Source organism: Brevirhabdus pacifica, from assembly GCF_002797755.1.
GTDB classification, from domain to species: domain Bacteria; phylum Pseudomonadota; class Alphaproteobacteria; order Rhodobacterales; family Rhodobacteraceae; genus Brevirhabdus; species Brevirhabdus pacifica.
In genome coordinates, this window is the sequence record NZ_PGFI01000013.1 from 1 (window position 1) to 26,627 (window position 26,627).

At 66.2% G+C, this 26,627-nt stretch carries 31 protein-coding genes; 11 read left to right on the forward strand and 20 right to left on the reverse strand.

Going from position 1 to position 26,627, the window contains the following annotated elements; genetic code table 11:
- Positions 1 to 347: 347 nt before the first annotated feature.
- The 6 genes from CLV77_RS11765 (at position 348) to CLV77_RS11790 (ending at position 4,515) form a co-directional block, all read left to right on the forward strand.
- A complete protein-coding gene (locus tag CLV77_RS11765; protein ID WP_076980136.1) occupies positions 348 to 851 on the forward strand; it encodes an SH3 domain-containing protein in 504 nt (167 codons plus the stop codon).
- A 151-nt stretch (positions 852 to 1,002) separates the two neighbouring features.
- On the forward strand, positions 1,003 to 1,830 hold the full coding sequence (locus CLV77_RS11770; RefSeq protein ID WP_076980135.1) for an SDR family NAD(P)-dependent oxidoreductase: 828 nt from the start codon (positions 1,003 to 1,005) through the stop codon (positions 1,828 to 1,830).
- Positions 1,831 to 1,867: 37 nt separating this feature from the next.
- Positions 1,868 to 2,065, forward strand: coding sequence for a twin transmembrane helix small protein (locus CLV77_RS11775; protein WP_076980134.1), 198 nt, complete (start codon positions 1,868 to 1,870; stop codon positions 2,063 to 2,065).
- Positions 2,066 to 2,071: 6 nt separating this feature from the next.
- The gene (locus CLV77_RS11780) at positions 2,072 to 2,680 is read left to right on the forward strand and encodes a cob(I)yrinic acid a,c-diamide adenosyltransferase (protein WP_076980133.1); all 609 of its coding nucleotides are present in this window, start codon (positions 2,072 to 2,074) and stop codon (positions 2,678 to 2,680) included.
- Between the two features lie 147 nt (positions 2,681 to 2,827).
- On the forward strand, positions 2,828 to 3,589 hold the full coding sequence (locus CLV77_RS11785) for an electron transfer flavoprotein subunit beta/FixA family protein (protein ID WP_076980132.1): 762 nt from the start codon (positions 2,828 to 2,830) through the stop codon (positions 3,587 to 3,589).
- On the forward strand, positions 3,589 to 4,515 hold the full coding sequence (locus tag CLV77_RS11790; RefSeq protein WP_076980131.1) for an electron transfer flavoprotein subunit alpha/FixB family protein: 927 nt from the start codon (positions 3,589 to 3,591) through the stop codon (positions 4,513 to 4,515). The genes CLV77_RS11785 and CLV77_RS11790 overlap by 1 nt, the downstream gene beginning before the upstream one ends.
- On the opposite strand, the gene CLV77_RS11795 is transcribed toward CLV77_RS11790, so the two are convergent.
- The gene (locus CLV77_RS11795; protein WP_157802057.1) at positions 4,458 to 5,462 is read right to left on the reverse strand and encodes a DUF6473 family protein; all 1,005 of its coding nucleotides are present in this window, start codon (positions 5,460 to 5,462) and stop codon (positions 4,458 to 4,460) included. The two genes, CLV77_RS11790 and CLV77_RS11795, sit on opposite strands and share 58 nt — an antisense overlap.
- A gap of 159 nt (positions 5,463 to 5,621) precedes the next feature.
- Between CLV77_RS11795 and CLV77_RS11800 the strand changes: the two genes are divergently transcribed.
- Complete coding sequence (locus CLV77_RS11800) at positions 5,622 to 6,500, forward strand: 3-hydroxybutyryl-CoA dehydrogenase (RefSeq protein ID WP_076980129.1); 879 nt, start codon at positions 5,622 to 5,624, stop codon at positions 6,498 to 6,500.
- A 35-nt stretch (positions 6,501 to 6,535) separates the two neighbouring features.
- On the opposite strand, the gene CLV77_RS11805 is transcribed toward CLV77_RS11800, so the two are convergent.
- The 6 genes from CLV77_RS11805 to CLV77_RS11830 are packed head-to-tail and all read right to left on the reverse strand — an operon-like array spanning position 6,536 to position 11,008.
- Complete coding sequence (locus tag CLV77_RS11805; RefSeq protein WP_076980128.1) at positions 6,536 to 6,805, reverse strand: HPr family phosphocarrier protein; 270 nt, start codon at positions 6,803 to 6,805, stop codon at positions 6,536 to 6,538.
- 30 nt (positions 6,806 to 6,835) lie between these two features.
- On the reverse strand, positions 6,836 to 7,228 hold the full coding sequence (locus CLV77_RS11810) for a PTS sugar transporter subunit IIA (RefSeq protein ID WP_076980127.1): 393 nt from the start codon (positions 7,226 to 7,228) through the stop codon (positions 6,836 to 6,838).
- Positions 7,225 to 8,130, reverse strand: coding sequence for an RNase adapter RapZ (gene rapZ, locus CLV77_RS11815; protein ID WP_076980126.1), 906 nt, complete (start codon positions 8,128 to 8,130; stop codon positions 7,225 to 7,227). The genes CLV77_RS11810 and rapZ overlap by 4 nt, the downstream gene beginning before the upstream one ends.
- A 12-nt stretch (positions 8,131 to 8,142) precedes the next feature.
- On the reverse strand, positions 8,143 to 8,574 hold the full coding sequence (locus CLV77_RS11820) for an HPr kinase/phosphorylase (RefSeq protein ID WP_076980125.1): 432 nt from the start codon (positions 8,572 to 8,574) through the stop codon (positions 8,143 to 8,145).
- A gap of 5 nt (positions 8,575 to 8,579) precedes the next feature.
- On the reverse strand, positions 8,580 to 10,310 hold the full coding sequence (locus tag CLV77_RS11825) for a sensor histidine kinase (RefSeq protein WP_076980124.1): 1,731 nt from the start codon (positions 10,308 to 10,310) through the stop codon (positions 8,580 to 8,582).
- Positions 10,307 to 11,008 carry a response regulator transcription factor gene (locus CLV77_RS11830; RefSeq protein ID WP_076980123.1) on the reverse strand — a complete coding sequence of 234 codons (702 nt, stop codon included), beginning with the start codon at positions 11,006 to 11,008 and terminating at the stop codon, positions 10,307 to 10,309. Before CLV77_RS11830 ends, CLV77_RS11825 begins: the two co-directional genes overlap by 4 nt.
- A gap of 320 nt (positions 11,009 to 11,328) precedes the next feature.
- Between CLV77_RS11830 and CLV77_RS11835 the strand changes: the two genes are divergently transcribed.
- On the forward strand, positions 11,329 to 12,927 hold the full coding sequence (locus tag CLV77_RS11835; RefSeq protein ID WP_076980122.1) for a phosphoenolpyruvate carboxykinase: 1,599 nt from the start codon (positions 11,329 to 11,331) through the stop codon (positions 12,925 to 12,927).
- A gap of 77 nt (positions 12,928 to 13,004) precedes the next feature.
- Here CLV77_RS11835 and CLV77_RS11840 read toward each other — a convergent pair whose 3' ends face one another.
- Together CLV77_RS11840 and CLV77_RS16395 are read right to left on the reverse strand one after the other, a co-directional pair.
- Positions 13,005 to 13,781, reverse strand: a complete 777-nt coding sequence (locus CLV77_RS11840) for a sulfite exporter TauE/SafE family protein (RefSeq protein WP_076980121.1) — start codon at positions 13,779 to 13,781, stop codon at positions 13,005 to 13,007.
- Complete coding sequence (locus tag CLV77_RS16395) at positions 13,782 to 13,982, reverse strand: hypothetical protein (protein WP_143815122.1); 201 nt, start codon at positions 13,980 to 13,982, stop codon at positions 13,782 to 13,784.
- 81 nt (positions 13,983 to 14,063) lie between these two features.
- On the opposite strand from CLV77_RS16395, the gene CLV77_RS11845 reads away from it, so the two are divergent.
- From CLV77_RS11845 to CLV77_RS11855, 3 genes are all read left to right on the forward strand, one after another.
- Positions 14,064 to 15,755 carry an acyl-CoA dehydrogenase family protein gene (locus CLV77_RS11845; RefSeq protein ID WP_076980120.1) on the forward strand — a complete coding sequence of 564 codons (1,692 nt, stop codon included), beginning with the start codon at positions 14,064 to 14,066 and terminating at the stop codon, positions 15,753 to 15,755.
- 69 nt (positions 15,756 to 15,824) lie between these two features.
- Positions 15,825 to 16,856, forward strand: coding sequence for an NAD-dependent epimerase/dehydratase family protein (locus CLV77_RS11850; RefSeq protein WP_076980119.1), 1,032 nt, complete (start codon positions 15,825 to 15,827; stop codon positions 16,854 to 16,856).
- 3 nt (positions 16,857 to 16,859) lie between these two features.
- Positions 16,860 to 17,465, forward strand: coding sequence for an META domain-containing protein (locus CLV77_RS11855; RefSeq protein ID WP_076980118.1), 606 nt, complete (start codon positions 16,860 to 16,862; stop codon positions 17,463 to 17,465).
- Between the two features lie 22 nt (positions 17,466 to 17,487).
- Here CLV77_RS11855 and recO read toward each other — a convergent pair whose 3' ends face one another.
- From recO to CLV77_RS11910, 11 genes are all read right to left on the reverse strand, one after another.
- Positions 17,488 to 18,207: a DNA repair protein RecO gene (gene recO / locus CLV77_RS11860; protein WP_076980117.1), complete on the reverse strand. Its 720-nt coding sequence runs from the start codon at positions 18,205 to 18,207 to the stop codon at positions 17,488 to 17,490.
- Positions 18,208 to 18,235: 28 nt separating this feature from the next.
- Positions 18,236 to 18,568, reverse strand: a complete 333-nt coding sequence (locus CLV77_RS11865) for a DUF1491 family protein (protein WP_076980116.1) — start codon at positions 18,566 to 18,568, stop codon at positions 18,236 to 18,238.
- Between the two features lie 6 nt (positions 18,569 to 18,574).
- Entirely contained in the window at positions 18,575 to 19,495 is a 921-nt protein-coding gene (era, locus tag CLV77_RS11870) for a GTPase Era (RefSeq protein ID WP_197685785.1), read from the reverse strand.
- A gap of 121 nt (positions 19,496 to 19,616) precedes the next feature.
- On the reverse strand, positions 19,617 to 20,303 hold the full coding sequence (gene rnc / locus CLV77_RS11875) for a ribonuclease III (RefSeq protein ID WP_076980115.1): 687 nt from the start codon (positions 20,301 to 20,303) through the stop codon (positions 19,617 to 19,619).
- Positions 20,300 to 21,091 carry a signal peptidase I gene (lepB, locus tag CLV77_RS11880; protein WP_076980114.1) on the reverse strand — a complete coding sequence of 264 codons (792 nt, stop codon included), beginning with the start codon at positions 21,089 to 21,091 and terminating at the stop codon, positions 20,300 to 20,302. Before lepB ends, rnc begins: the two co-directional genes overlap by 4 nt.
- 54 nt (positions 21,092 to 21,145) lie before the next feature.
- Complete coding sequence (gene acpS, locus CLV77_RS11885; RefSeq protein ID WP_076980113.1) at positions 21,146 to 21,571, reverse strand: holo-ACP synthase; 426 nt, start codon at positions 21,569 to 21,571, stop codon at positions 21,146 to 21,148.
- 18 nt (positions 21,572 to 21,589) lie between these two features.
- Positions 21,590 to 22,144 carry a hypothetical protein gene (locus CLV77_RS11890; protein WP_085047429.1) on the reverse strand — a complete coding sequence of 185 codons (555 nt, stop codon included), beginning with the start codon at positions 22,142 to 22,144 and terminating at the stop codon, positions 21,590 to 21,592.
- 246 nt (positions 22,145 to 22,390) lie between these two features.
- The gene (locus CLV77_RS11895) at positions 22,391 to 22,828 is read right to left on the reverse strand and encodes a PA2169 family four-helix-bundle protein (protein ID WP_076980111.1); all 438 of its coding nucleotides are present in this window, start codon (positions 22,826 to 22,828) and stop codon (positions 22,391 to 22,393) included.
- A gap of 159 nt (positions 22,829 to 22,987) precedes the next feature.
- Positions 22,988 to 23,737, reverse strand: coding sequence for a pyridoxine 5'-phosphate synthase (locus CLV77_RS11900; RefSeq protein WP_076980110.1), 750 nt, complete (start codon positions 23,735 to 23,737; stop codon positions 22,988 to 22,990).
- Positions 23,738 to 23,799: 62 nt separating this feature from the next.
- Positions 23,800 to 24,453 (reverse strand): DUF2062 domain-containing protein, encoded by a 654-nt coding sequence (locus CLV77_RS11905; protein ID WP_076980109.1) that lies wholly within the window; start codon positions 24,451 to 24,453, stop codon positions 23,800 to 23,802.
- 34 nt (positions 24,454 to 24,487) lie between these two features.
- Positions 24,488 to 26,611, reverse strand: coding sequence for a RelA/SpoT family protein (locus tag CLV77_RS11910; protein ID WP_076980108.1), 2,124 nt, complete (start codon positions 26,609 to 26,611; stop codon positions 24,488 to 24,490).
- Positions 26,612 to 26,627 lie beyond the last annotated feature (16 nt).

The window sequence follows — 26,627 nt, forward strand, 5'->3', positions numbered from 1 at the left end:
ACACCGCGCTTGGCATCCCTGTCACAGAAACCGTGGGATGAATCCGTCCGGGGAAAGGGGAACTCCGGACATCAGAGGCTTTGTGCAACAGAGCCCTAATACGTGGTTTCGCACCCTCAAGGATCCGGCCAAATTTTGCCGAGGATCAGGTGCCTCAAGTTCTCCCCTCGGCGGCCCCACGCTGAGCGGCTGTCCGCCCGCCACCTTCCCGGACGGCAGGCCCATGCGGCCCGCGGGCAAATGGTTCCCATAATTTTATGGAAAAAATATGCCCTCCGCCGCGAACCATTTCGGCGCGCATGGAGTTGGTTCAGCAAATGTCAACAGAACAATACTGGAGAATAAAAATGCTTCGTCTCACCTCCGCCCTGACCGCCGGTGTCTACATGACCATGGTTGTATTTGGCGATGGGGGGCCCACGTCGCAGATCTCCGCCGCCCAGGCCTCGACCGAGAGCGAAGGCGCCGTCGTGAGCCGTGCCGCCGCAAGCAACACCGCCCTCTACACGGCCAAGTTGAGCGACGAAGACGCGATCAAGGTCGCCGTCGCCGCCACCAAGGCCCCCCTGCCCACCGCAGAGCCGGCCGAGGCCACCGAAGAGGTCAAAACCGCCGCTGTCGCAGAAGACAAGGCCGATGCCGCCAACAAGGTGTTTGTCACCGGCAACGTTGTGAACATGCGCGCCGGTCCCTCGACCAAGAACCCCGTCCTGAGCAAGCTGAACATGGGTTCCGCCGCCGACCTTCTCGACAGCCTCGACAATGGCTGGGCCAAGATCCGCGACGAGAATGGCAAGATCGGCTACATGTCGGCCAAGTTCCTCTCGGACAAGAACCCGCGCGAAAGCTGACCGCGCCGGCATCCATAAATGTTGACATCCTTCGTGGCGCCCTTGGGCGCCACTTTTTTTGTGCCGCACCCGCCGCCCGGCGTCTCGCTTGTTATGAGAACGCGCGCCGACTACACCCGTTGGACAAGACCACATCAGCCCCGGAGGCGCCTTGACCCGTTCGATCCTAATCACCGGATGCTCCTCTGGCATTGGTGCCGACGCCGCCCGCACCCTGGCCGACCGCGGCTGGACGGTGTTCGCAAGCTGCCGCCAGGCCACGGATTGCGAGCGCCTGACGGCCGAGGGGTTCGACAGCCCCCAGCTTGACTACGATGCCCCCGACAGCATCGGCGCGGCGCTGGATCACGTGCTGGGCAAAACGGGCGGGACGTTGGATGCGCTTTTCAACAACGGTGCCTATGCCATTCCCGGCGCGGTCGAGGATCTGCCCCGCGACGCCCTGCGCGCCATATTCGAGACGAACCTCGTCGGGCAGTTCGACCTGATCAACCGGGTCCTGCCGGTGATGCGGCGGCAGGGGCACGGGCGGATCGTCAACAACTCCTCCGTGCTGGGTTTTGCCGCCATGCCCTGGCGCGGCGCCTACAACGCCACGAAATTCGCGATGGAGGGGCTGACGGACACCCTGCGGCTGGAAATGTCGGACACCCCCGTTCACATCTGCCTGATCGAACCCGGCCCGATCCGCACCGCTTTCCGGCGCAATGCCCAGAAGCAGTTCGCGCGCTGGATCGACTGGAAGGCCTCGGCCCGTGCCGCCCAGTACGAGGCCGAGTTACTGCCCCGCCTGCACGATCACGAGGGAAAGTCGCGCTTCGAGTTGCCGCCTTCGGCCGTCACGGCCAAGCTGATCCACGCGCTTGAGGCTACCAAGCCGCGCCCGCGCTATTTCGTGACCACGCCGACCTACGGCGCAGCCGCGATGAAACGCCTCTTGCCGACCCGTGCGTCGGACTGGCTTTCCGGCGCCAGATAGGGTTCAACGGACCCATGTCCCGACACAAGGAGTCGCCATGTTCCAGGATCCGCTATTCATTCTGATCGCCCTTGCGATGGCTGTCGTGGTGATCATCCTGCTGCTCGGGATCGGCGGCTTCGCCAAGGGCGGAGAGTTCAACCGCAAGCACGCCAACCGGCTCATGCGCTACCGCGTGGCGGCCCAGTTCGTGGCCGTGGTGCTGATCCTGCTATTCGTCTTCGTGCGGCGGTAATCCCCGATGGTGGTGCTCAGCAAGATCTACACCCGCACCGGTGACGCCGGCGACACGGCCTTGGGCGACGGGATGCGCGTGCGCAAGGACGCCGCCCGGGTCGAGGCCTATGGCACGGTAGACGAAACCAACGCCACCGTCGGGCTTGCCCGCCTGCACGCCCCCAAGGGCCAGTCGGCCGCCCCGGACGGCGCGCTGGACATGGATGCCCGCCTGGCCGCGATCCAGAACGATCTTTTCGACCTGGGGGCCGACCTCTGCCGTCCCGGCCACGACCGTGACGCCGAGGCCGAGTATCCCCCTCTGCGCGTGACCGAGGCTCAGGTGACGCGGCTGGAGCATGAGATTGACACGATGAACACGGCACTGACGCCGCTTCGGTCCTTCGTGCTGCCCGGCGGTTCCGCCCTGGCCGCACAGCTTCACCTCTGCCGGGTGGTCAGCCGCCGGGCCGAACGGCTGACCGTGACACTGGCGGTGAACGAACCCGTCAACCCGGCGGCCCTGCGCTATCTCAACCGGCTCAGCGACTGGTTCTTCTGCGCGGCCCGGATCGCCAATGACAATGGTGCGGCCGACGTGCTGTGGGTGCCCGGCGCCAATCGCGAGGGCTGAGAGGCCCGTCGCCCGCCAGTGAACGTCGCGGCGCCCCCCGGCGCAGGGCCAACTTTGCCCTGTTTTCCCCCTGCATGACCCGTTAAGCCTGTGACCGAAATAATTGGCGTGCCGGGTCTGCCGGCATTTAAACGGGAGAAAACGCAGATGAAGGTGCTCGTGCCGGTCAAGCGCGTGATCGATTACAACGTCAAGGTCCGGGTCAAGTCGGACGGCAGCGGTGTCGATCTCAACAACGTCAAGATGTCCATGAACCCCTTCGACGAAATCGCCGTCGAAGAGGCCATCCGCCTCAAGGAGGCCGGCAAGGTCGAAGAGGTCATCGCCGTCTCCATCGGCGTGAAGCAGGCGCAGGAAACCCTGCGCACCGCGCTGGCCATGGGCGCCGACCGGGCCATCCTGGTCGTCGCTGCAGATGACGTGCACCAGGACATCGAGCCGCTGGCCGTGGCCAAGATCCTCAAGGGCGTGGTCGAGCAGGAACAGCCCGGCCTCGTCCTCTGCGGCAAGCAGGCGATCGACAACGACATGAACGCCACCGGTCAGATGCTGGCGGCGCTGCTGGGCTGGTCGCAGGCGACCTTCGCCTCGAAGGTCGAGATCGAGGGCGACAAGGCCCGCGTCACCCGTGAGGTCGACGGCGGCCTTCAGACCATCGCCGTCGCGATGCCCGCCGTGGTCACCGTGGACCTGCGCCTGAACGAGCCGCGCTATGCCTCGCTGCCCAACATCATGAAGGCAAAGAAGAAGCCGCTGGACGAGAAGACCGCCGAGGATTACGGCGTCGACGTCTCGCCCCGGCTGGAAATCGTCGGCACCACCGAGCCCGCCGCCCGCAAGGCCGGCGTCATGGTCGGTTCGGTCGACGAGCTCGTGGACAAACTCAAGAACGAAGCGGGGGTTATCTGATGGCTGTACTTCTTCTGGCAGAAGTGACCGATGGCGAACTGTCGGTCGACGCGACCGCCAAGGCCGTGACCGCGGCCCAGGCGCTGGGTGACGTGACCGTGCTCTGCACCGGCGCAAGCTGTGCCGCCGCTGCCGAGACCGCCGCCAAGATCGACGGCGTGGCGAAGGTGCTTTGCGCCGAGGATCCGCTTTACGGTCACCGCCTGGCCGAGCCGGTCGCCGCGCTGGTCGTTTCGCTGGCCGGCGACTATTCGCATATCGTCGCCCCGGCCACGACCGACGCCAAGAACATCATGCCGCGCATCGCCGCGCTGCTAGACGTAATGGTGCTGTCCGACGTTTCGGGCATCAAGGACGCCGACACGTTCGAGCGCCCGGTTTACGCCGGCAACGCGATCCAGACCGTCAAGTCGCGCGACAGCGTCAAGGTGATGACGATCCGCACCTCGACCTTCGACGCCGCGGGCCAGTCCAATTCGGCCTCGGTCGAGCAGATCGGCGCCGCCGTGGATCCGGGCCTGTCGGAATGGGTCGAGGACAAGGTCGCCGAATCCGACCGCCCCGAGCTGACTTCGGCCGGCATCGTCGTCTCTGGCGGCCGCGGCGTCGGTTCCGAGGATGACTTCGCCCTGATCGAGAAGCTTGCCGACAAGCTGGGCGCTGCCGTCGGCGCCAGCCGTGCCGCCGTCGACTCGGGCTTTGCGCCCAACGACTGGCAGGTCGGGCAGACCGGCAAGGTCGTCGCCCCCGACCTCTACATCGCGGTCGGCATCTCGGGTGCGATCCAGCACTTGGCGGGGATGAAGGACTCGAAGGTCATCGTCGCGATCAACAAGGACGAAGAGGCCCCGATCTTCCAGGTCGCCGATTACGGGCTTGTCGCGGACCTCTTCACCGCCGTGCCGGAGCTGGTCGAAAAGCTCTGATCCGGCCGGATCAACGATGAACGGATCTGCGGGTCCGCCCCCCGGGGCGGGCCCGCTTGCGTTCCGGCCCCCAGGTCGGCCAGCGAGTCGATGATATGCGCCGCCGCCTCGCGATGGGCCGAAGGGCCCACCAGCCGCGCGGCCATGCGCGCATCGTCGGGGCCGACCATCATCCCCTGCGCCTGGGTCGCCCGGGCCGTGGCGCTGATCCGGCAGATACGCAGATCGCTGACCTCCTTGCGCAGGGCCGCCACCATGCCGGCGGTCACGAATAGAGGGGAGCGCCAGCGGTCCGCCGGGGCGATCTGGGCGGCGCAGGGCGCCTCGGACATCCACAGCAGGGTGATGCGCCCGCCGATCCGGTCCAGCAACAGCCGCATCCGCGCGGTCCAAGCCGCCTGCAACTCGTGCTCGATCGCGCCGAAGCGTTTCGGGCAGCGTTCCCACAGGCTGCGCAGCATGTGCTGCGTGAAGTTGAACTCGGTGAAATCCACATCGTGGTAGAGGGCGCGCAGCGCATCTGTCGCCTCCAGGAAGCGGTCGTTACGGCGGGGATGAACCGTGTAAAGGCGGTTCGACATGTTGGCGGCGCCCAGCACCTGGATCACCGTCGCGCGCGAACGGCGGCAGATGTCGATCACCGCCCCGTCGCGCAGGAACACGTCCAACCCCGCGTTGTGGATCGCCAGGTTCACGGTCGGCACGCCCAGCCCCTCGGCCACCAGATCCGGCAGCGGCCGGGGCACGCAGCGCCCGTAGAACATCGCCGCACCGACGAAGGCCACCTCCTGGCCGGTGCCGGCGCTGCGCATGGGCGGTGGCCCCTGGGCCGCCTTGGCCTTTGCCGGGCGAGAACCCGAATTCTGCCCCCGGAATATCTGTGCCGATCCCTCGTACCGGCACTCGTCATAGTCCATCGCCTCGTCAAATGAACGATCGCAGGTCATCTCGACCCCCCGCATTGAAACTTCACCCGGGGACCTTTCTGCAGGCCAAGGCTTACCAAAACGGAAAGCTTAAAATTAGCCCGGTCCCCGCCGGTCGTTCCGCCTTGCGCCGGTCGCGCCAGTCCATATGCTCGGCGCCGATCAGCGAAAGGACAGCGGATGGAGATCAAGAGCATCGGGATCGTCGGCGCGGGCCAGATGGGCAACGGCATCGCCCATGTCTGCGCGCTTGCCGGTTATGACGTCCTCATGACCGACATCACCCAGGAGGCGCTGGACAGCGCCCTGGCGCTGATCCGCTCGAACCTTGAAAGACAGGCCTCCCGCGGGAAGATCGAGGAAGACGAGGTGTCCGCCGCCCTGGACCGGATCCGCTGCACGCTGAAGCTGTCGGACCTTGGCCAGACCGACCTGGTGATCGAGGCCGCGACCGAGCGTGAGACCGTCAAGCAGGCAATCTTCGAGGATCTGCTGCCGCACCTCAAGCCCGAGACGATCCTGACCTCGAACACCTCGTCGATCTCGATCACCCGGCTGGCCAGCCGCACAGACCGGCCGGAAAAATTCATGGGCTTCCACTTCATGAACCCGGTGCCGGTGATGCAGCTGGTCGAGTTGATTCGCGGTATCGCCACCGACGAGGCCACCTTCAAGGCCTGCCTCCAGGTCGTGGAGCGTCTGAACAAGAGCGCCGCCACCGCCGAGGATTTTCCCGCCTTCATCGTCAACCGCATCCTGATGCCGATGATCAACGAGGCGATCTACACGCTTTACGAAGGCGTCGGGAACGTGAAGTCGATCGACACCTCGATGAAACTGGGCGCCAATCATCCCATGGGGCCGCTGGAGCTGGCCGATTTCATCGGGCTCGACACCTGCCTGGCGATCATGAACGTGCTGCACGACGGGCTGGCGGACACCAAGTATCGTCCCTGCCCCCTGCTGACGAAATACGTCGAGGCCGGCTGGCTGGGCCGCAAGACCCGGCGTGGTTTCTATGATTATCGCGGTGAGGGCGATCCCGTTCCGACCCGCTGAACCGGCGCGGGGAACGCGGGATCGAGGCGGTCGGTCTAGCGGTCCTCGCCGAAGCGGTTGGTGACCAGCTCTTCCAGCGCGGCGGCCAGATCCTCGGCCGCGTTGCCCTTGGTGGCGATGCGGATCTCGCTGCCCTTCGACGCCGCCAACATCAAAAGCCCCATGATCGAATCGCCCGACACGTCCATCCCGTCCTTGCTGACGGTGGCCTCGGCATCATGGGCCTCGACCACCTCGACCAGCTTGGCCGAGGCGCGGGCATGCAGCCCCTTTTCATTCACGATCTTGAGAACGCGTTCCGGCATTCCAGCCCCCCTTTTCATTGGCACGCGGGCTTAGCCGGCGGATCCGTCAAAACTGTTGATGTATTTGCGCCCTGCATTCATCGCGGCGGTGACCGCCTCGGCTACCGGCAGGCGGCGGGACTTGGCCAGCTTGATGAGCATGGGCAGGTTGGCACCGTAGAGAATCTTGCGATTCACCGGGTGACAGGCCATCAGCGACAGGTTCGAGGGCGAGCCGCCGAACATGTCCGTCACCACGACGACACCCTCACCCTCGTCGACCGCATCCGCGGCCGCACAGATTTCTCGCTGTTTCACGCCTCTGTCATGATCGGGCTCTATAGAGATGGCACGGATGCCGGGTTGGTCACCGACAACATGTTCCACCGCGGCCAGGTATTCCCTGGCAAGCCCGCCATGCGCGACGATGACGATACCGATCACGCTTGTGTCCCTTTGTCCGACGCAGGTGCCCCCCCACCTGTCCGCTCAAGCTCCCTATGTCGTTTAGACACCTGCCATCCCCGTTCTTCAAGGGCCATGGAGAGGGTTTCGGCCAATGTGACGGAACGGTGTTGCCCGCCGGTGCAGCCAAAGCCGATCGACAGGTGCGATTTGCCCTCGGCAAGGTATCCCGGCAGCAGCAGAAGCACCATTTCCAGCAGGTGGTGAAAGAACTCCTCGAAGCGCGGATCGGCCTTCACATAGTCCTGCACCGGCGTGTCGCGACCGTTGAACGGGCGCAGCGCCGGCTCCCAATAGGGGTTTTGCAGGAAGCGCACGTCGAAGACCATGTCGATGCCCCGGGGCACGCCGCGTTTGTAACTGAAGGACTGGACCGTGATGGCCAGGGTCAGCGCATCCTTGGGCTGAAACCAGCGGGCGATCTCGGCCCGTAGTTCGTGCGGGGTCAGATCCGAGGTGTCGATCAGGATATTGGCGCGGCTGCGGATCGGCATCAGCAGGTCGATGTCGACGGCGATGCCATCGGCCGGGGTCTCGGCCGGGGCCATGGGGTGGCGGCGCCGGGTCTCGGAAAAGCGCTGCACCAGAACCTCCGGCCGGCAGTCCAGGTATACCACCTCGAGGTTGATGTCGGTGCGCGCGGTCAACCGCTCGATCAGCTCGATCAGTTCCGCGCCCGAGAAATCCCGGTTCCGCGTGTCGAAGCCAAGCGCCAGCGGCCGGTTCAGGGGCGCGTTCTTCAGCAGCGGCTCGAGCAGGCTGAGGGGCATGTTGTCGATCGCCTCGTAGCCGAGGTCCTCGAGCGCGTTGATCGCGGTCGAGCGCCCGGCGCCGGAAGGCCCGGTGATCATGACGAGAGTATTGAAGCCCTGCTCGCGCATGGCGGGTCCCTTTCAGGCAGCACGTCCGTTGAATCTGAGATAGACAATTATCGCCGCCGCAAAATGGCACATCCCGGATCTGTGAACGAGGGCAATGTCATGGCCCAGGAAATTCCGCACCCGGGCGGGTGGCATGCGCTCTTCCTCGGTGATGTCCAGATCGGCGCAAAGCGTCAGGGCGATCGGGCCGCTGGCCGCGGGCGCCCGCAGAAGGCCCACGCCCCGCGCCTCGATCAGGCCGCGGATGGGGGTCGGGCAGCGCATCTTCACCCCCGCGCCGTCGGACACCAGTTCGACCCGGTCGTCGGCCACCAGTTCGGCCCCGAGGGCGATCAGCTCCAGCGCCAGGGACGACTTGCCCGCCCCGGACCGGCCGGTCACGAGGACACCCCGCCCGTCGATGCTGACGGCGCTTGCGTGAACTGTCAGGGGTTCGGCAGGCACCGCCGTCAGACCGGAAGGCCGACCACGAAACGGGCGCCCAGCGGCTCGGAGGTGATGTCGGCATCGGTCGGGCGGATATTCTCGGCCCAGATAACGCCGCCATGGGCCTCGACGATCTGCTTCGAGATGGCCAGGCCAAGGCCCGAATGGTTGCCGAACTGCTTCTCGGGACGCTCGGAGTAGAAGCGCTTGAAGATCTTGTTCAGCGCCTCTTCGGGGATGCCGGGGCCGGTATCCTCGACCACCACCAGCACGCGATTGTCACGGCGGCGAACCCAGATGCGGACCGCGTCCCCTTCGGAGCAGAAGCTGACGGCGTTGGTGATGAGGTTGACGAATACCTGCGCCAGGCGCCCCTCGAGACCGTCGATGATGACCGGCTCCTTGGGGATGTCCGAGATGAACTCGACCCCGCGCGAAGCCGCCTCGGCGCTGTGGAATTCGATCAGGTGGCCCAGCATGCGCAGCAGGTCGAAAGGCTCCTCGTCCTCCTTGACCAGCTCGCTGTCCAGGCGGGACGCGTTCGAGATATCGCTGACCAGCCGGTCAAGGCGGCGCACGTCATGGTCGATCACGTCCAGCAGCTTTTCGCGCTGCTCGTCCTTCTTGATGAAACGCAGGCTGCCCACTGCCGAACGCAGGGAAGCGAGCGGGTTCTTGATCTCGTGGGCCACGTCCGCGGCGAATTGTTCGTTGGAATCGATGCGGTCGTACAGCGCCATCACCATCCCGCGCAGGGCGCCCGAAAGGCGGCCGATCTCGTCGGGGCGGGCCGTCAGGTCCGGGATGCGGACGCGGCTGGGACTCATCTTGCGGGCGTTCTTGTCGCGGCCCAACTCGGCGGCCAGGGCAAGGTCCGACAGCGGATTGGCGATGGTGCTGGCCAGGACCATGCTGAGGCCGATGGAGACGATCATCGCCAGCAGGAACATCTGCAACACCTGCTCCCGCTCGGAGCGGACGAAGGCCTCGATCTCTTCGTTGGAGGTCATGACCGAGACCAGGCCCAGGACGCGCCCGCCCGTGATGACCGGCGTCGAGACGATATAGATCACCCCCCGGTCCGAGCTGTCGACCGCCTCGATCGAGGTCTTGCCGGCCAGCGCGATGTCGGCGCGCTTGGTGATCTCGGCGACCGCGTCGATGCGGTTCTCGTCAAGCCGGTTGGTGCCGAAAAGCCCCTTCAGCCAGGAAAAGGCCCGATCAAACGCGTCGGTCAGATGAGCCTTGGGAGACCCTTCGGATGCCGGCGTCGCGGTCAACTCGGCCGTTTCGCGGGCCAGACCCTGGGTGGTCGCAAGGATGCGCTTCTGCCGGTCCAGCACGAAGACCTCGACCCCCGCGGGCAGGTCCAGAAGGGCCATGCTGCGGCGCAGTTGGGGCGCCATGTCGGGTCCCAGGTCGGGCGCGCCTTCGGCCGGCAGCTGGGCCTCGACCAGGTTGGCCAGAAGCCGCGCCTCGGTCACGAGCGCACGCTCGCGCTGAACGACAAGACTGCCGCGGAACGGGTCGACGTAGAGAACCCCCACCACAAGGATGATAAGGGCGATCAGGTTGAAGGTGATGATCTTGCGGGCCAGTGGAGAGCTGCGCAGCGTGATGAAGCCGCGCTTCTCGCGGCCGGCGCGCAGGTCATCCTCGACCGACTCGGACGCCCCGACCCAATCCTCGCCGATCAGCACGTCGGCGTTCTTCGGCGCTTTCTTCGCCAACGGCCCCCCTTCCGCGAGTGTCATTCCTCGTTGTATCTGTATCCGATACCATAAAGCGTCTCGATCGCCGAGAACTCGGGATCCACGCTCCGCATCTTCTTGCGCAGGCGCTTGATATGGCTGTCGATGGTGCGGTCGTCGACATAGACCTGATCGTCATAGGCGACGTCCATCAACTGATCGCGGCTTTTCACGAAGCCGGGCCGCTGTGCCAGGGCCTGCAACAGCAGGAACTCGGTCACGGTAAGGGTGACTTCCTGGCCCTTCCACGACACGGCGTGACGCAGCGGATCCATCTGAAGCTGCCCGCGGATCATGACCGTCTGGTCGGGCGTCTCGGGTTCGGCACGGCCGTCAAGGGCCTCCTGCCGGCGCAGAAGCGCGCGGATGCGTTCGATCAGAAGACGCTGAGAGAAGGGTTTCTTGACGTAGTCGTCCGCCCCCATGCGCAGGCCCAGGACCTCGTCGATCTCGTCATCCTTGGAGGTGAGGAAGATCACCGGCATCTTCGATTTCTGACGCAGCCGCTGAAGCAGGTCCATGCCGTCCATGCGCGGCATCTTGATGTCCAGAACCGCAAGCTCCGGCATGTTCTTCGCAAAAGCGTCCAGGGCGGTCTGCCCGTCGTTGTAGGTCTCAACCTCGAAACCCTCGGCTTCGAGAGTCATTGAAACCGACGTCAGGATGTTCCTGTCGTCGTCGACCAAGGCGATTTTCGACATTAGCCTGTCCCCTTACTGCCCGATTTCTATCTTTTTCACGCAATCTCTGCGCATTACGTCCTTGAATCAACACAAATCGCGAATCGTGCCCGCCATCTGGGCCCAGCTATGGCCGAATTTCGTTACCTTTGACTAATTTGCCGCACATTCCGCCTGAATTGGTTGCGCTAACCGTAACAACCCGCCTGTTTTCCCGCAGTTGAGCCGTGTTAAGGGTAGCGCGCCTGAATGATTCAGGCGGCGCGGGACTGGTCCCTCGCGCGACGGATGACGAAAAGGAGCGGTCCGGCATACGGCCTCTCCGTATCGGGAGCAATACGATGACGACAGGACGCGTTAATCCAGCCATGACGCTGGAGAAACAAGGTATTTCTGGTCTCAAGGCAGTTCACTACAACCTGCTCGAGCCGGCGCTGATCGAAGAGTCGCTGAAGCGTGGCGAGTCCACTCTGGGCAAGGGCGGCACGATTCTGGCGACCACCGGCGCGCACACCGGACGGTCCCCCAAGGACAAGTTCACGGTCAAATCCGAGTCCAACGCCGACAAGATCTGGTGGGAGAACAACCCCCCGATGGAGGCCGAGGCCTTCGACCGGCTTTATGAGGACATGATCGCCCACATGCAAGGCGGCGAGTATTTCGTGCAGGACCTCTATGCCTGCGCCGATCCGGAGCACCGTCTGAATGTCCGCGTCGTGAACGAGCTTGCCTGGCACCAGCTCTTCATCCGCTACATGCTGCGCCGCCCCGAGACCTCCGAGCTGGACAGCTTCGTTCCCGATTTCACCGTCATCAACTGCCCCAGCTTCAAGGCCGATCCCGAGCGTCACGGCTGCCGCTCCGAGACCGTCATCGCCGTCAACTTCGACCGGAAGATGATCCTGATCGCCAACACCGCATATGCCGGCGAGAACAAGAAATCCGTCTTCTCGCTGCTCAACTACATGCTGCCCGAGAAGGGCGTCATGCCCATGCACTGCTCGGCCAACCACGCCAAGGGCAACCCGGTCGACACGGCCGTGTTCTTCGGCCTGTCCGGCACCGGCAAGACCACCCTGTCGAACGACCCCAACCGCACCCTCCTGGGTGATGACGAGCATGGCTGGTCCGATCGCGGCACCTTCAACTTCGAAGGCGGCTGCTATCCCAAGACCATCAACCTGTCCCAGGAAGCCGAGCCCGACATCTACGCCACCACGACGATGTTCGGCACCGTCATCGAGAACATGGTCCACGATCCCTACACCAAGGAACTGGACTTCGACGACGACAGCCTGACCGCCAACATGCGCTGCGCCTACCCGATGGAATTCATCGACTACGCGTCCGACACCGGTCTTGGCGGCCACCCCAAGAACATCGTGATGCTGACCTGCGATGCCTTCGGCGTTCTGCCTCCGATCTCGCGACTGTCGCCGGCGCAGGCCATGTACCACTTCCTGTCCGGCTTCACCTCGAAGGTCGCCGGGACCGAGCGCGGCGTGACCGAGCCCGAACCCACCTTCTCGACCTGCTTCGGCGCGCCCTTCATGCCCCGCCGCCCCGAGGTCTACGGCAAGCTGCTGAGCGAGAAGATCGCCAAGCACGGCGCCACCTGCTGGCTGGTCAACACCGGCTGGACCGGCGGCGCCTACGGCACCGGTTCGCGGATGCCGATCAAGGCCACCCGCGCCCTGCTGACGGCGGCCCTGGACGGCAGCCTGAATGATGTGGAATTCCGCAAGGATCCGAACTTCGGCTTCGAGGTTCCGGTCTCGGTCCCCGGCGTCGACGACAAGCTGCTGGACCCGCGCAACACCTGGGACGACCCCGCGGCCTACGACGCGCAGGCCCGCAAGCTGGTGCAGATGTTCGCCGACAACTTCGCCCAGTACGAGGCCAACATCGACGAGGATGTGCGCGCCGTCGCCATCGGCTGAACCATCCGCAACGCGTGAATTGAAACGGGGCGCCCTGGCCGGGGCGCCCCGTTTTCGTTTCCACCCGTCTCTTCCGCTCAGCCGGTGACGGCCCGCCGGATCAGGTTCAGCCCCGCGACCGCCAGCACGATCAGCGTCACCCGGCGGAACCGCTCCTGGTCCAGCCGGTCGTGGATCTGGAAGCCCAGCGCCAGCCCCACGCAGGCCGGAATGATCAGCGCCGCCGACAGGGGCGCCGTCGCCGCGTTCAGCACGCCCGACTTCACATGTGCCACAAGCAGCATCACCGCCCCCAGCCCATAGATCACGCCCTGCACGCGAAGCTGCTGCGCCTTGGGGGTTTCCAGCATGGTGAGGTAGGCCACCGTCGGCGCGCCCCAGGTGCCCGAGGTGCCGCCCATGAACCCCGCCACGGCGGCCAGGATGACCTCCCCCCGGCGGCGGTGGCGGCTGTGCAACGCGGGACGCCAGCCCAGAAGCTGGGGCACCGCGAAAAAGAGGATCGGCAGCCCCACCAGCAGGAACATCGTGCGGGCGGGCAAAAGCGGGACCAACTGCGCGCTAAGCGCCAAGGTCAGCAGCAGTACGACCAGGAAGCGGCGATTGCGGGCCACCGCGTCCAGCATTGGCCGCACGCCACCCCGCAGCGCCTGCATCAGGTTGGTGAAAAGCGTGGGCAGGATCAGAAGTCCCAGCGCCACCTCGACCGAGACGAAGGAGGCCAGCGCCGACATCATCACCATGGGCTGGGCAAAACCGATGGTGCCCTTCACCACGCCGGCCGCGAAGGCCGAGGCGACCGCGACCCAGACGATCCAGCCTTCCAGCCCGCCCGTGATGCCAGCATACTCCACCTAGACCACAGCCCGGTGGTCCGGGTGGTGCCCGGCTTTCTGCGCTGCAGCCACGTCAGGGCGGACGGGGAATTCGATCAGGATCCCCCGACCAGGCTTAAAGAAGGTAAACTCACTGCTGGAAAAGGGGAAATCAGGATCGGCCGCAAAGACATTATCGTTCAATTCTGTAACTTCTGACGTATTTTTGTTGCGCTGCACCTGCAAACATCCTATGTCATTTCCGGCCCCCGCCGCGAAGGGGCCAATGGCCGAACCGACCCTGCGAGAGGAGCCCTCCCGATGCCGCATGATGGACAAGACAGCACAGCGATCCAAGCGAAAAGCCGGCTCGACGGAGAGCTTCTTGCCGTGACTTCGGCCGCACTCGGCGCCGTCTCGCCGTTGCTGGAGCGCGCCACGCAACTTGGACGCGAGCGCACGGTACGCGACGGGCGCGTCGCCGCCGACCTGGTCGAGGCGGAGCAGTCCGCCAGCCACGGGCTTGCCTGGTTGGCGACCTACATCGAGGCGCTGACCCAAATGCAGGCCTGGGCCGAGCGCCTGGACGCCGAGGGCACCCTGGGTGAGGTCGAGCGGCTGATCCTCGCGATCGCCTTTGGCGAGTATCTGGGCCAGCTCGCCGGTGGCATCCCCATGAGCCAAGGCGAGATCCTTCGCCTGCACGACATGGGGCTGACCCGCGCCGACGCGGCCTGTCTCGAGCATGGCGAAGTGCGCCTGCTGATCGAGCAGGGCAACACCCAAGCCCGCCGCACCCGCCTGGTCGAGCTGATGCAGGAGCAGTCCGCGAACGTCACCGTCGGCCGCACCGGCCTTGATGACGAGCTGGAGATGATCCGCGAACAGTTCCGCCGCTTCGCCGTCGAGAAGGTCGAGCCCGAGGCGCACGGCTGGCACCTGCGCGACGAGCTGATCCCGATGCCCATCATCGAGGAGATGGCAGAACTGGGCGTCTTCGGCCTGACCATTCCCGAGGAATACGGCGGCTTTGGCCTATCCAAAGCCTCGATGTGCGTGGTGTCCGAGGAACTGTCGCGCGGCTACATCGGTGTCGGCTCGCTCGGCACCCGATCCGAGATCGCGGCCGAGCTGATCCTGTGCGGCGGCACCGAGGCGCAGAAACAGCACTGGCTGCCCAAGATCGCCAGCGCCGAGATCCTGCCAACGGCCGTTTTCACGGAACCCAACACCGGGTCGGACCTGGGCAGCTTGCGCACCCGTGCGGTGCGCGAGGGCGACGATTATCTGGTGACCGGCAACAAGACATGGATCACCCATGCCGCCCGCGCGCATGTGATGACCCTGCTGGCCCGGACCGATCCCGCCACCAGCGACTACAAGGGCCTGTCGATGTTCCTGGCCGAGAAAGAGCCGGGCACCGACGCCGACCCCTTCCCCACCCCCGGCATGACCGGCGGCGAGATCGAGGTGCTGGGCTATCGCGGCATGAAGGAATACGAACTGGGCTTCGACGGCTTCCGCGTCTCGGGCGACAACCTGCTGGGCGGGGTTGAAGGGCAAGGCTTCAAGCAACTCATGCAGACCTTCGAAAGTGCCCGCATCCAGACCGCCGCCCGCGCCATCGGCGTGGCCCAGTCGGCACTGGATACCGGCCTGCGCTATGCCCAGGACCGCAAGCAATTCGGGAAGGCGCTGATCGCCTTCCCGCGGGTCAGCGGAAAGCTTGCGATGATGGCGGTCGAGATCATGATCGCGCGGCAGCTGACCTATCATTCCGCCCGCCAGAAGGATGGCGGGAAGCGCTGCGACCTGGAGGCCGGAATGGCCAAGCTTCTGGGCGCACGGGTCGCCTGGGCGGCTGCCGACAACGCCCTCCAGATCCACGGCGGTAACGGTTTCGCCCAGGAATATGCGATCAGCCGAATTCTTTGCGACGCGCGAATCCTCAACATTTTCGAGGGTGCGGCCGAGATTCAGGCTCAAGTCATCGCCAGACGCCTGCTTGGTTGATCCAAGGCCCTTTGATTTCACCCCTGTCGCGCACTACCTTGCCCTGATCTGCAACCACTGGATTGGGCAATGGACCAGGAAACCGTCCTGCTGACCGGCATCACCGGCTACATCGGCAAGCACGTCGCGCTGCGCCTGCTGAAGGCGGGGCTGCGCGTGCGCGGATCCGTGCGCGATCTTGACCGGGCCGAGGAGGTACGCCGCGCCCTGCGCCCCCACCTGCGGGATCCTGATACGCTGCCCGACATGCTGGAATTCGTCACCCTCGACCTGAACCGGGACGAGGGCTGGGACGAGGCGATGGCGGGCGTCGATATCCTGATGCACACGGCTTCGCCCTTTCCTCTGGCCGAGCCGCGCGATGCCGCGAGCCTCATCCGTCCCGCCGTCGAGGGGACCGAGCGCGCCCTGCGCGCCGCGGCCCGCGCGGGGGTCGAGCGGGTGATCCTGACCTCCTCGGTCGCCGCCATCCTGTCGCGCGACCTGCCAGCCGATCGAGAAGTCTTTACCGAGGATGACTGGACCGACCCCGCCCACCCGACCGCCGGCGCCTATGTCCGCTCGAAGACCGAGGCCGAGCGGGCGGCATGGCGTATCGCCGGGACCGAGGCTCCCGCGCTGCGCCTGACGGCCATCAACCCCGGGCTGGTCCTGGGCCCGCCCCTCGACCGCAATTTCGGCAGTTCCGTCTCGATCGTGCAGCGGCTGATGCGCGGCACGGACCCGATGCTGCCGCGGCTGGGCTTTGCCGCCGTCGACGTGCGCGACGTGGCCGAGATGCACCTGCGGGCCATCAGCCGCCCCGAGACCGAGGGTCGCCGCTACATCGCGGCCGAGCGGTTCATGTGGTTCAGCGATCTGGCCGCCGCGGTGCAGGAGGCCCTGCCCGACCGCCGCATCAAGGAGCGTGTCGCGCCTGACATGCTGGTGCGGGCGATGGCCCTCTTCGACCGGAGCTTGCGGCCCGTGCTTCCCACCCTTGGCCGGCGCACCGACGTATCGAACGCGCGCGCCGTCGCGGACATGGACATGGAGTTCATGGACGCCCGCGAGAGCGCTGCCGAAACCGCCCTTTTCCTTTCCGCGACGGGAGTGGGCTAGACCATGCGCATCCTTCTGCTGAGCCTGCTTGCGCCGCTGGCGCTGTCCTGGTGCGACAAGCCGGATGAGACCATCTACGGCCAGATCGACCGGGGCGTCCGCTGGGAGTTGGTGAGCCTGGGCGGCCGCCCGGCCGAGCCCGGATTCCAGATCGGCTTTCCCGGCCCCCGGCAAATCACTGGTCAGACAAGCTGCGGCCCGTTCAAGGCCGCGCAGGAGGCACCCTACCCCTGGATCGAGATTGGGGCGCTTTCGTCCCCCGACAAGGGGGATTGCAAGGATCCCCGCAGCCACCGGAGCGCCTACCTGGCGCTGAGAACCATGGGTATCGCCGATGTGGCGGGTGACATGCTGATGCTGAGCGATCCCGAAGGCGCGGCCGAGCTTGTCTTCCGCAGGGTCGGCTCGGAACCCGCCGAGGCGGAGCCCGTCCGTGTGCCCGGCGACGTGCCCGAGATCCCCACCGCCAAGGCGCCCCAGACCAGTGGTGCGACCCGCCAGCGCGCGGTCGCCAGCCCGCGCGTCACCGCGCCCGCCCGCGACAATCGCACCGCCGGTCCCGTCATCCTGCTGGACACGGATGCCTTCGTGGTGATCAGCCCGCTTTAGGGGGGCCACGGCGCGCCCTCGCCTATTCCCGGGCCAGCAAATCCACCAGCCGCTGCCGCGCCTTGGGCAGGGGCCGGTCGCCCAGTTCCGGTGCCAGGCGGTTGGCCAGGAAATGGCCTGTCGTCGCCAGCCCTGCCAGCAGATCCGACAGGCCCACCCCCTCTGACCGCACCAGCGCGGGCGAAAGGGGCAGCATCCGGTCGATCCATTCGCCGGCGGCCTCGGCGTGGACCGCCTTGCCGGTGCGGGGCGAGACATAGGTCAGCCCCTCGGTCCGGCCCGAGACGGTGCAGCGGGTCAGATCCAGGCCAAAGCCCATCTGCTCCAGCAGCGCCATTTCCCAGTGCAGGTAATCCAGCGGCCAGTCGTCGCTGTCCTCCATCGCCGCCAGCAGCGCCTGGGTCAGGGTGTAAAGCCCGGGCATGGGCGCACGCTCGGGCAGGCAGAAGGCCAGCAGCGCACAGACCGCGTTCAGCCCCGACAGCGCCAGCCTGTCCGACAACAGCCCCGCCCGCGATTGCAACGGCTCGACCGTGTACGCGCCGATGTGCTGGTCCAGCCGGGCGCGCCAGACGACCTCAAGCTGGGCGCCGGGTTGCAGGATGGTGGTTAGCCGTCGGCCGGTGCCGCCGCGCACCACGCCCGCGTGCAGCCCGTGCCCCTCGGTGAAGACCTGGATGATGACCGAGCTTTCGCCGTGCTTGCGCAGGCTCAGAAGCGTTCCGCGGTCTCTCCAGTCCATCCTGCGACCCTCCCAGCCGGTCAGGCGCTCAGCCGTCCAGCCCGGGCTGGTCCAGCATGTGACGGCCCTGGCGATCCTCGATCTCGACGATCCACAGGTCCGGATCCCGCTCGGCCTGGCGGGCCAGGGTCTGGCCGACCTCGGCCTCGGGCCCCTCGGCCAGGACGACCCATCGCCGCTCTCCGGTCATCAGGTCGAAGGAGCGTTGGAAGACCCGCGCCTGCCCGTCCATCGTATCGAGCCGCACCAGCACGGCCCCCGCCGTCGCATCGCCCCGACGCATCAGGTAGGCCGGGATGTCCGCCAGCTGAAGGCGGCGCATGTAGGCGTCGACCCAGAATTCGGCCGTGAGCCGGGTCATGCGAACCTAGTCGCCATCATTGAAATCAAGACCCATTTCCGAGAAGCGCTCGCGCTCTTCCAGCCAGTTCGGGCGCACCTTGACCTGTAGGAACAGGTGCACCGTGCGGCCAAGGAACTCGGTCAACTCGGCCCGCGAGGCCTGGCTGACAGCCTTGATCGTCTCACCCTTGTTGCCCAGCACGATGCCCTTGTGACCGTCTCGGATGACATAGATCAGCTGGTCGATGCGGACGGTGCCGTCCTTGCGCTCTTCCCAGGATTCGGTCTCGACGGTCAGCTGGTAGGGCAGTTCCTGATGCAGGCGCAGGGTCAGTTTCTCGCGGGTGATCTCGGCGGCGATCATGCGCATCGGCAGGTCGGCGATCTGATCCTCGGGGTAAAGCCAGGGGCCCGCCGGCACTTCCTGCGCCAGCCACTCGCGCAGGTGGTCGACACCGTGACCCCGCTCGGCCGAGATCATGAAGGTCTTGGTGAAGGGATAGGCCGCGTTCAGCTTCTCGGTCAGGGCCAGCAGGGCCTCGGACTTCACGCGGTCGATCTTGTTGATGGCCAGGGCCACGGGACGGTCGGGCGCGCGTTCGTTCAGCGCCTCCAGGATCGCCTCGACCCCTTCTGTCAGGCCGCGATGGGCCTCGATCAGAAGGACGACGACATCGGCGTCGGCGGCACCGGACCAGGCCGCGGCGACCATCGCGCGGTCCAGCCGGCGGCGGGGCCGGAACAGACCGGGCGTGTCCACGAAAACGATCTGCGAGGCACCTTCCAGCGCCACGCCGCGAATGCGGGCGCGGGTCGTCTGCACCTTGTGCGTGACGATCGAGACCTTGGCCCCCACCATGCGGTTGAGCAGGGTGGACTTGCCGGCGTTCGGCTCGCCGATCAGGGCGACGAAGCCGGCGCGCGAATTCTCGGGTTGGGTCAGCATCCCCTCGTCCGAGGCGGGATCCATGGGCTGGCCTTCGGCTCCGGACGCCTCATGGGGCTCCTCGCGGCGCTCCTCGGGCGTTGCCTCGGCGCCGTCCTTGCCGGGGTCGTTTTCCTTGCGATCAGCCATTCTTTTCAACCCGTTCCAGAAGTTTGCGCGCCACCGCCTGTTCGGCCTGGCGCTTGGAGCCGGCCGTCGCCTGTTCGCTCAGGCCATCGGCAAGCCGGGCCTCGATGGTGAATTGCGGCGCGTGGTCGGGGCCGTCGCGGCCGACCTCGCGGTAGGCGGGGGGCTGCTGCCCCCGGGCCTGGGCCCATTCCTGCAACGCGGTCTTGGGATCGCGGGCGTCGGCCTCGACCTTCTCGATCCGGTCGCCCCAGAGGCGCAGGATCATGTCGCGCGCCGCCTCGAACCCGCCGTCCAGGTAGACCGCCGCGATCACCGCTTCCATGGCGTCGGCAAGCAGGGCCTCCTTGCGGCGGCCGCCCGACATCTGCTCTGAACGGCCAAGCTTCAGCACGCTGCCCAGGTCGGCATCGCGGGCCACTTCGGCGCAGGTCTCCTTGCGCACCAACGCGTTGAACCGGGGCGCCAGCCGCCCCTCCGAGGCCGCGGGATCTGCCTTCAGCAGCGCCTCGGCCATGACCAGGCCCAGCACTCGGTCGCCCAGGAATTCGTAGCGCTGGTTGTCGGGGCGGGTCGCGGTCGAGATCGAGGCGTGGGTGACAGACTCGACCAGGCGCTCCGGCTTTCTGAAGCGATAGCCGATCCGCTTGGAGAATTGGTCGAGTTCAGCCGAAAGGTTCACGAGATTCCCTTGAAGAAACGATCGGGACGCCAAGTCCAGAAATATAGCATGGAGCGGCCCGCCGACGAGAAGATGATCCGGTCGGCCCGGCCGATCAGGTATTTCGACGGCACGAAGCCCACGCCGCCGACCGCCTGCGAGAAGCGGCTGTCCTGGCTGTTGTCGCGGTTGTCGCCAACGAAGAAGTAATTGCCCTCGGGCACCTCGAAGACGGGGGTGTCATCGCCGAAGCGGCCGTCGACGATATTCAGCACCGAATGCGACAGCCCGTTGGGCAGCGTCTCGGTGTAGCGGTCCTTGACGCAGGTCGCGCCCAGCCCGACCGGCAGGCCGTCCTTGCAGCTCGGCAGGTTGCCCACAGGCCCCTGCTTTTCATAGGTTTCGACGAAGGTGCCCGCGGGCTCCTGAGGGGCCAGTTCGCCGTTCAGGTAAAGGCGGCCGCCCTTGAACTGCACCTTGTCGCCCGGCAGGCCGATCAGCCGCTTGATGTAGTCCTGACCATTGACCGGGTGGCGGAAGACGACGACATCACCCCGCTCCGGCTCGGACGCGAGGATGCGATCCTCGATCGGGCACATGGAGAAGGGGCACGAGGCAGCCGAGTAGCCGTAGGCCATCTTGTTGACGAAGAGGAAGTCGCCGATCAGCAGCGTGTCCTTCATCGACCCCGAAGGGATCCAGAAGGGCTGAAAGAAGAGCGTGCGGAACACCCCCGCGATCAGCAGCGCGTAGACGATCGTCTTGATGGTCTCGACCGCCCAGCTGTCGGTTTTGGCCTCGTTCGCCATGTTTTGGCATCCCTCATGTGGTTTCGGGGTAAATGAAAGGCGCGACCGGGGGAGTCAACCGCCGCCGGTGTCGCCCTTATCCTTTTTCGGCAGGGCCTCGATGACCACGAAGGCCTGTGCCCAGGGGTGATCGTCGGTCAGGGTCACGTGGATCACGCTTTCATGTCCCGGCGGCGTCATGGCGCGCAGTCGCTCTGCCGCCCAGCCGGTCACGTGCATCACCGGCTGGCCGGTGGCCAGGTTGGTGACCTGCATGTCACGCCAGGCGATCCCCATCCGCAGCCCGGTGCCCAGCGCCTTGGAACAGGCCTCCTTGGCGGCCCAGCGCTTGGCATAGGTGCCCGCGACGTCGCGGCGCCGCGCGGCGCGGGCCTGCTCTTCGGGGGTGAAGACGCGGTTTCGGAAGCGGTCGCCAAAGCGCTCCAGCGTTCCGGCGATACGATCGATGTTGGCAAGGTCGGTGCCGATCCCCAGGATCATCTTGGGCCTTTCCTGGCGCTATCTGAACATGTTGGCGAAACCGTCGCCCAGGGCGCCCGCCCCCGAGGAGACGCGCGCCCGCACCTGCTGGGCCAAGGCGCCGGCGTCGGGCACCTCCATACCGCAAACGGCGTCGCCGTCTATGGCCGCGTCAGGATTGAAGGCCACGTCCAACTCGTGCAGTTCGGCCATCAGCTCGCAGGAATCGTGCAGCTCCCACGCAGTGGCGGCGGCGACGACGCCAAGGCCGACGACAGGCATCGCCTCGGCGGGCATGGTCAGGATGTTGCGCCGGGCCGCGTTGAAGACCCGCACCGAGGTCCGCCTGCTGGTGTCGGCCACGGCCCGGGCCACCGGGACCATTCGCCCGCGATAACGCACCTTCGGATTGGCCGCCGCGCGAGCCAGCGACTTGTTGCGCAGGTGCAGGTCGGCCTCGCGCCGGACCATGCGGGCGCGCACGGTGCTGGCGCCCGTGACCGCCGCCACCGCCCCCGAGGCTAGGGCAAAGGCCCCGTCGAACAGCAGGACCGCGCCGCTCAGCCCCAACGAGGCCACCAGCAAAAGCCCCATCACCGCCATCCGCAGACGCCAGATCAGGGCCAGCAGGAAGCGTGGCGCCGAGATGAAGAGAATGGAGAGGAGTGGAATGGCCGGATCCCCGCGTGACGGATTGCCGGGACTGTTTCACCGACAGGGACCGCAAGTCAAGTTTCGGGGCCGGATGTGCGAACGCCGCCCCCCTCTCGGGGGACGGCGCGATCAGTCTCATTCGGATCGTGGGCCGGTGGATCGCCCCGGACCCCCTGAACCCGTCGTTCAGGCCGCGTGGCGCTGACGCTCGGCCTCGGCGGTGTTGATCGCCTGGGCAACGTCGGCGCGCTGCTCGGCCAGGAAGTCCCAGCCGGGCTTTCCGGCGGTCGCCTCGATCGCCTCGTCGTAGAGGGACTTGAGGTCGGTCTCGCCGTTGACGATCTCGGCGTAGACGGCAGCATCGTCGCCGGTCACCTTGTCACGAAGCGCAAGCCAGGTGCGGTGGGCCGCCGCCAGGATCGAGCCGTCGTCGTCCATCTTCTCGCCCTCGGCCTCAAGCTGGCCGCGGATGCGGGTGGCGAATTGCTGACGCTGGGCGATCATGCGGTCGAAGAACGTCCCGTAGGAGGCGGTGCCTTCCACCTGCTCGCGCGAGGATTTGTAGCCGTCGCGGCTGTCGATGATACGGGTGTGCAGTTTTTTCAGCGTGTCGATATGGGACATTGGGTGCTCCTGTTCATTGGGCTTTCAGGATCACAACGCAAAGAGGTCCGGTATCGGTCCGAAGAATTCCGGCGAAATCCCGGCGTGTCGGCCCGCCGGGCGCCAATCCGCTGAAGCGTGCCGGGGCATCCCCCCTGCCCAGCGTCCGCACGGTCTGGCCTATGCGCGGGCGGCGTCCATCAGGCGGCGCATCTCCGCGATGGCGGGACCCAGCCCGCGAAACACGGCCTCTCCGATCAGGAAGTGCCCGATGTTCAGCTCCATCACCTGCGGCAGGGCCGCGATCGGGGTCACCGTGTCATAGGTCAGCCCATGGCCGGCGTGCACCTCCAGGCCCAGATCATCGGCCTGGCGCGCCGCCGCGGCCAGGCGCGCCAGCTCGGCGTCGCGCTCCGGCAGGCGCCCCTCGGCGTGCAGGTCGCAATAGGCGCCTGTGTGCAGCTCGACCACCTGTGCGCCCGAGCGGGCGGCGGCGTCGATCTGGCCCTCGTCGGCGGCCACGAACAGCGACACCCGGCACCCGGCCTCGCGCAGGGGCGCGATGAAGCGGGTCAGCCGGTCCAGCTCGCCCGCCACCTCAAGGCCGCCTTCGGTCGTCCGTTCTTCCCGCCGTTCGGGCACGAGGCAGACGGCATGGGGGCGGTGCCGCAGGGCGATGGCCTGCATCTCGTCCGTCGCGGCCATCTCGAAGTTCAGCGGCAGGCGCAGCCGCTCCATCAGCCGGTCGATGTCGGCATCGACGATGTGGCGCCGGTCTTCGCGCAGATGGGCTGTGATGCCGTCGGCGCCCGCCTCCTCGGCCAGCAGCGCCGCGCGCAGAGGGTCGGGATAGGCCGACCCGCGCGCGTTGCGCAGGGTGGCCACGTGGTCGATGTTCACACCCAGCCGCTGGGCGCCGTCCTTGTCCATGCCGGACCCTCCGTCACGTTGGGGCCGGGGGCCCCGTGATGGGGCGGATGGCCGCCCCGGCCTCAGTTCGATGTGATCCCGTCCTCGGACGTCTCGCGACCCTGCTTGCGAAGCTCGGCCAGCTTGGCGGCAAGCCGCTTCTTGCGTCGCTTCTGATAGGCCGAGACCACGACCACCGTCAGGTGATAGCAGAACATCGCCGCCACCAGCCCCGGAATGATGCCCCCGACCAGATAGGGCAGGAAGACCTGATCGTAGAACTGCGACAGGTTGTGCCAGTTGGCGTCCTGCCCGGTGAAGATGGCCATCAGGTTGTTACGCAGGTCCCGGCCCGCGTCGACGAAGCTGCGCAGCACGGATTTCTCGACCGTCTGCGACAGCCGCGAACCCATCAGGTAATGCCCGGTCTTCAGCGAGATCAGCGCGATCGGCACGTAGCTGAGCGGATTGCCGATGAACGTGCCCAGAAGCGCCGCCAGCAGGTTACCCCGCATCACCTTGGCCAGCGCCACGGCGACCACAAAGTGAAGGCCGAAGAAGGGGGTGAAGGCGGTGAACACCCCGGCGAAGACACCGCGGGCAATCTTCTCGGGCCGGTCGGGCAGCCGCCTCAGCCGATGGCCCACGTAGGACGCCGCCCGCGCCCAGCCGCCGCGGGGCCACAGGAAGTCGCCCAGCCGTTGCAGCAATGAGCGTGGAGTTCGGCGTTTGAACACGCGGTCGGTTGTCCTTGGCTGCCTGCAGTTAAGGCTATGGCTTGCGTTCCAGGCCGCGGTAACGGTCGGTCGATGCGACGTCGCTTTCGGCCTCGATCGCGGTCATCACGGCGTGCAGATGCTCTGCGTCGCGCACGTCCACGTCGATCAGCAGACGGTAGTAGTCGGGCTTGCGGTCGACGAAGTGCAGGTCACTGATATTCGCCTTCTGCTCGCCAATCACGGTACAGATCCGCCCCAGCGCGCCCCAGTCGTTGCCCAGCGCCAGGTTGATTGTGACGTTGTGGATCGCGGCGTGACGCCCCTCGTGCCAGTGCAGGTCGATCCAGCGGTCGGGCGTCTCTTCGAATTCTTCCAGCGCGGGGCAGTCGATGGAATGCACGATCACGCCCTGGCCACGGTAGGTGATGCCGACGATACGCTCCCCCGGGACGGGCTGACAGCACTGGGCCCGCTCGAATGTTTCCTCGGCGGCAAGGCCCGCGACCGCGCGCCGGCTGTCGATCTCGTCATCGTGGTGGGTCTTGGCCAGTTCGGGGTAAAGGCGTTCGACCACGGCGCGGGCCGACAGCTCGGCCGAGCCAAGCCGCGCCAGCAGCTCACCCGTGTCGGGCAGACCGTACGCCTTGGCGGCGATGCGCAGCGCCTTGTCGGTCGCGCGCTTGCCCACATGTTCGAACGCCACCCGCGCCAGTTCGCTGCCCAGCTTGATGTAGCGGTCGCGGTCAGCCTCGCGCAGGGACTTGCGGATCGCGGCCTTGGCCCGACCGGTCACGACAATATCGACCCATGTCGATTGCGGGCGCTGACCCTCGGCGGTGATGATGTCGACCGACTGGCCGTTCTTCAGCCGGGTCCACAGCGGCACGCGGATGCCGTCGACCTTGGCGCCGACGCAGCTATCGCCGATACGGGTGTGGATCGCATAGGCGAAATCCAGCGGCGTGCCCCCGCGCGGCAGCTTGACCACGTCGCCCTTGGGCGTGAAGCAGAAGACCTGGTCGGCATACATCTCAAGCTTCACATGCTCGAGAAACTCGTCGTGGTCGTCGGCATTCTCGAACCGCTCGGTCAGCGATGCGATCCAGCGGGCGGGATCAACCGCGAACGGGTTCTCGACCCGCTCGCCATCGCGATAGGACCAGTGGGCGGCGACGCCGGCCTCGGCCACTTCATGCATCTGGCGGGTGCGGATCTGAACCTCGACCCGCTTGCCGTCGCGCCCCGACACGGTGGTATGGAGCGAGCGGTAGCCGTTGGTCTTGGGCTGGCTGATGTAATCCTTGAAACGGCCCGGCACCGCGCGCCAGCGGCTGTGGATCGCGCCAAGCGCCCGGTAACAATCCTGATCGGAATGGGTGATGATGCGGAAACCATAGATGTCCGACAGGCGCGAGAAGCCCTGCTTCTTGGCCTCCATCTTGCGCCAGATCGAATAGGGTTTCTTGGCGCGACCGAAAACGTCGGCCTCGATCCCCTCGTTGTCCAGCTCGGTGCGGATGTCGTTGGTGATCTTGTGGACCACATCGCCGGTTTCGCGCTGCAGGGTGATGAAGCGCCGCAGGATCGAGTTGCGTCCCTCGGGGTTCAGCACCCGGAACGCCAGATCCTCAAGCTCCTCACGCATCCACTGCATGCCCATGCGGCCGGCAAGCGGGGCGTAGATCTCCATCGTCTCGCGGGCCTTCTTGGCCTGCTTGTCGGGGCGCATGGCCTTGATCGTCCGCATGTTGTGCAGACGGTCGGCCAGCTTGACGAGAATCACCCGCAGGTCCTTGGACATGGCCATGAAGAGCTTGCGGAAGTTCTCGGCCTGCTTGGTCTCGGTCGACGACAGTTGCAGGTTGGTCAGCTTGGTGACCCCGTCGACCAGCTCGGCGATGTCGGCACCGAATTCGCGCGTCACCTCGGTATAGGTCGAGCGCGTATCCTCGATCGTGTCGTGCAGCAGGGCAGTGACGATGGTCGCGTCGTCCAGCTGCATCTCGGTCAGGATGGCGGCGACGGCGACGGGATGCGAAAAATAGGGCTCGCCCGAATAGCGGAACTGCCCCTCGTGCATCCGGAGGCCATAGTCATAGGCCCGCCGGATGAGGTCTTCGTTCGTTCTGGGATTGTAGTTTCGGACCAGCGAAATAAGGTCTTCGACGTCGATCATTCGCCCCGGCCCGTCG

What these genes read in the sequence shown, in the direction of transcription:
- CLV77_RS11765 (WP_076980136.1), top strand. Translation starts at nt 348, where the DNA reads ATGCTTCGTCTCACCTCCGCCCTGACCGCCGGTGTCTACATGACCATG.
- CLV77_RS11775 (WP_076980134.1), top strand. Translation starts at nt 1,868, where the DNA reads ATGTTCCAGGATCCGCTATTCATTCTGATCGCCCTTGCGATGGCTGTC.
- CLV77_RS11780 (WP_076980133.1), top strand. Translation starts at nt 2,072, where the DNA reads ATGGTGGTGCTCAGCAAGATCTACACCCGCACCGGTGACGCCGGCGAC.
- CLV77_RS11785 (WP_076980132.1), top strand. Translation starts at nt 2,828, where the DNA reads ATGAAGGTGCTCGTGCCGGTCAAGCGCGTGATCGATTACAACGTCAAG.
- CLV77_RS11790 (WP_076980131.1), top strand. Translation starts at nt 3,589, where the DNA reads ATGGCTGTACTTCTTCTGGCAGAAGTGACCGATGGCGAACTGTCGGTC.
- CLV77_RS11795 (WP_157802057.1), bottom strand. Translation starts at nt 5,462, where the DNA reads ATGACCTGCGATCGTTCATTTGACGAGGCGATGGACTATGACGAGTGC.
- CLV77_RS11800 (WP_076980129.1), top strand. Translation starts at nt 5,622, where the DNA reads ATGGAGATCAAGAGCATCGGGATCGTCGGCGCGGGCCAGATGGGCAAC.
- CLV77_RS11805 (WP_076980128.1), bottom strand. Translation starts at nt 6,805, where the DNA reads ATGCCGGAACGCGTTCTCAAGATCGTGAATGAAAAGGGGCTGCATGCC.
- rapZ (WP_076980126.1), bottom strand. Translation starts at nt 8,130, where the DNA reads ATGCGCGAGCAGGGCTTCAATACTCTCGTCATGATCACCGGGCCTTCC.
- CLV77_RS11825 (WP_076980124.1), bottom strand. Translation starts at nt 10,310, where the DNA reads ATGACACTCGCGGAAGGGGGGCCGTTGGCGAAGAAAGCGCCGAAGAAC.
- CLV77_RS11830 (WP_076980123.1), bottom strand. Translation starts at nt 11,008, where the DNA reads ATGTCGAAAATCGCCTTGGTCGACGACGACAGGAACATCCTGACGTCG.
- CLV77_RS11835 (WP_076980122.1), top strand. Translation starts at nt 11,329, where the DNA reads ATGACGACAGGACGCGTTAATCCAGCCATGACGCTGGAGAAACAAGGT.
- CLV77_RS11845 (WP_076980120.1), top strand. Translation starts at nt 14,064, where the DNA reads ATGCCGCATGATGGACAAGACAGCACAGCGATCCAAGCGAAAAGCCGG.
- CLV77_RS11850 (WP_076980119.1), top strand. Translation starts at nt 15,825, where the DNA reads ATGGACCAGGAAACCGTCCTGCTGACCGGCATCACCGGCTACATCGGC.
- CLV77_RS11855 (WP_076980118.1), top strand. Translation starts at nt 16,860, where the DNA reads ATGCGCATCCTTCTGCTGAGCCTGCTTGCGCCGCTGGCGCTGTCCTGG.
- recO (WP_076980117.1), bottom strand. Translation starts at nt 18,207, where the DNA reads ATGGACTGGAGAGACCGCGGAACGCTTCTGAGCCTGCGCAAGCACGGC.
- CLV77_RS11865 (WP_076980116.1), bottom strand. Translation starts at nt 18,568, where the DNA reads ATGACCCGGCTCACGGCCGAATTCTGGGTCGACGCCTACATGCGCCGC.
- era (WP_197685785.1), bottom strand. Translation starts at nt 19,495, where the DNA reads ATGCTGACCCAACCCGAGAATTCGCGCGCCGGCTTCGTCGCCCTGATC.
- lepB (WP_076980114.1), bottom strand. Translation starts at nt 21,091, where the DNA reads ATGGCGAACGAGGCCAAAACCGACAGCTGGGCGGTCGAGACCATCAAG.
- acpS (WP_076980113.1), bottom strand. Translation starts at nt 21,571, where the DNA reads ATGATCCTGGGGATCGGCACCGACCTTGCCAACATCGATCGTATCGCC.
- CLV77_RS11890 (WP_085047429.1), bottom strand. Translation starts at nt 22,144, where the DNA reads ATGGGGCTTTTGCTGGTGGCCTCGTTGGGGCTGAGCGGCGCGGTCCTG.
- CLV77_RS11895 (WP_076980111.1), bottom strand. Translation starts at nt 22,828, where the DNA reads ATGTCCCATATCGACACGCTGAAAAAACTGCACACCCGTATCATCGAC.
- CLV77_RS11900 (WP_076980110.1), bottom strand. Translation starts at nt 23,737, where the DNA reads ATGGACAAGGACGGCGCCCAGCGGCTGGGTGTGAACATCGACCACGTG.
- CLV77_RS11910 (WP_076980108.1), bottom strand. Translation starts at nt 26,611, where the DNA reads ATGATCGACGTCGAAGACCTTATTTCGCTGGTCCGAAACTACAATCCC.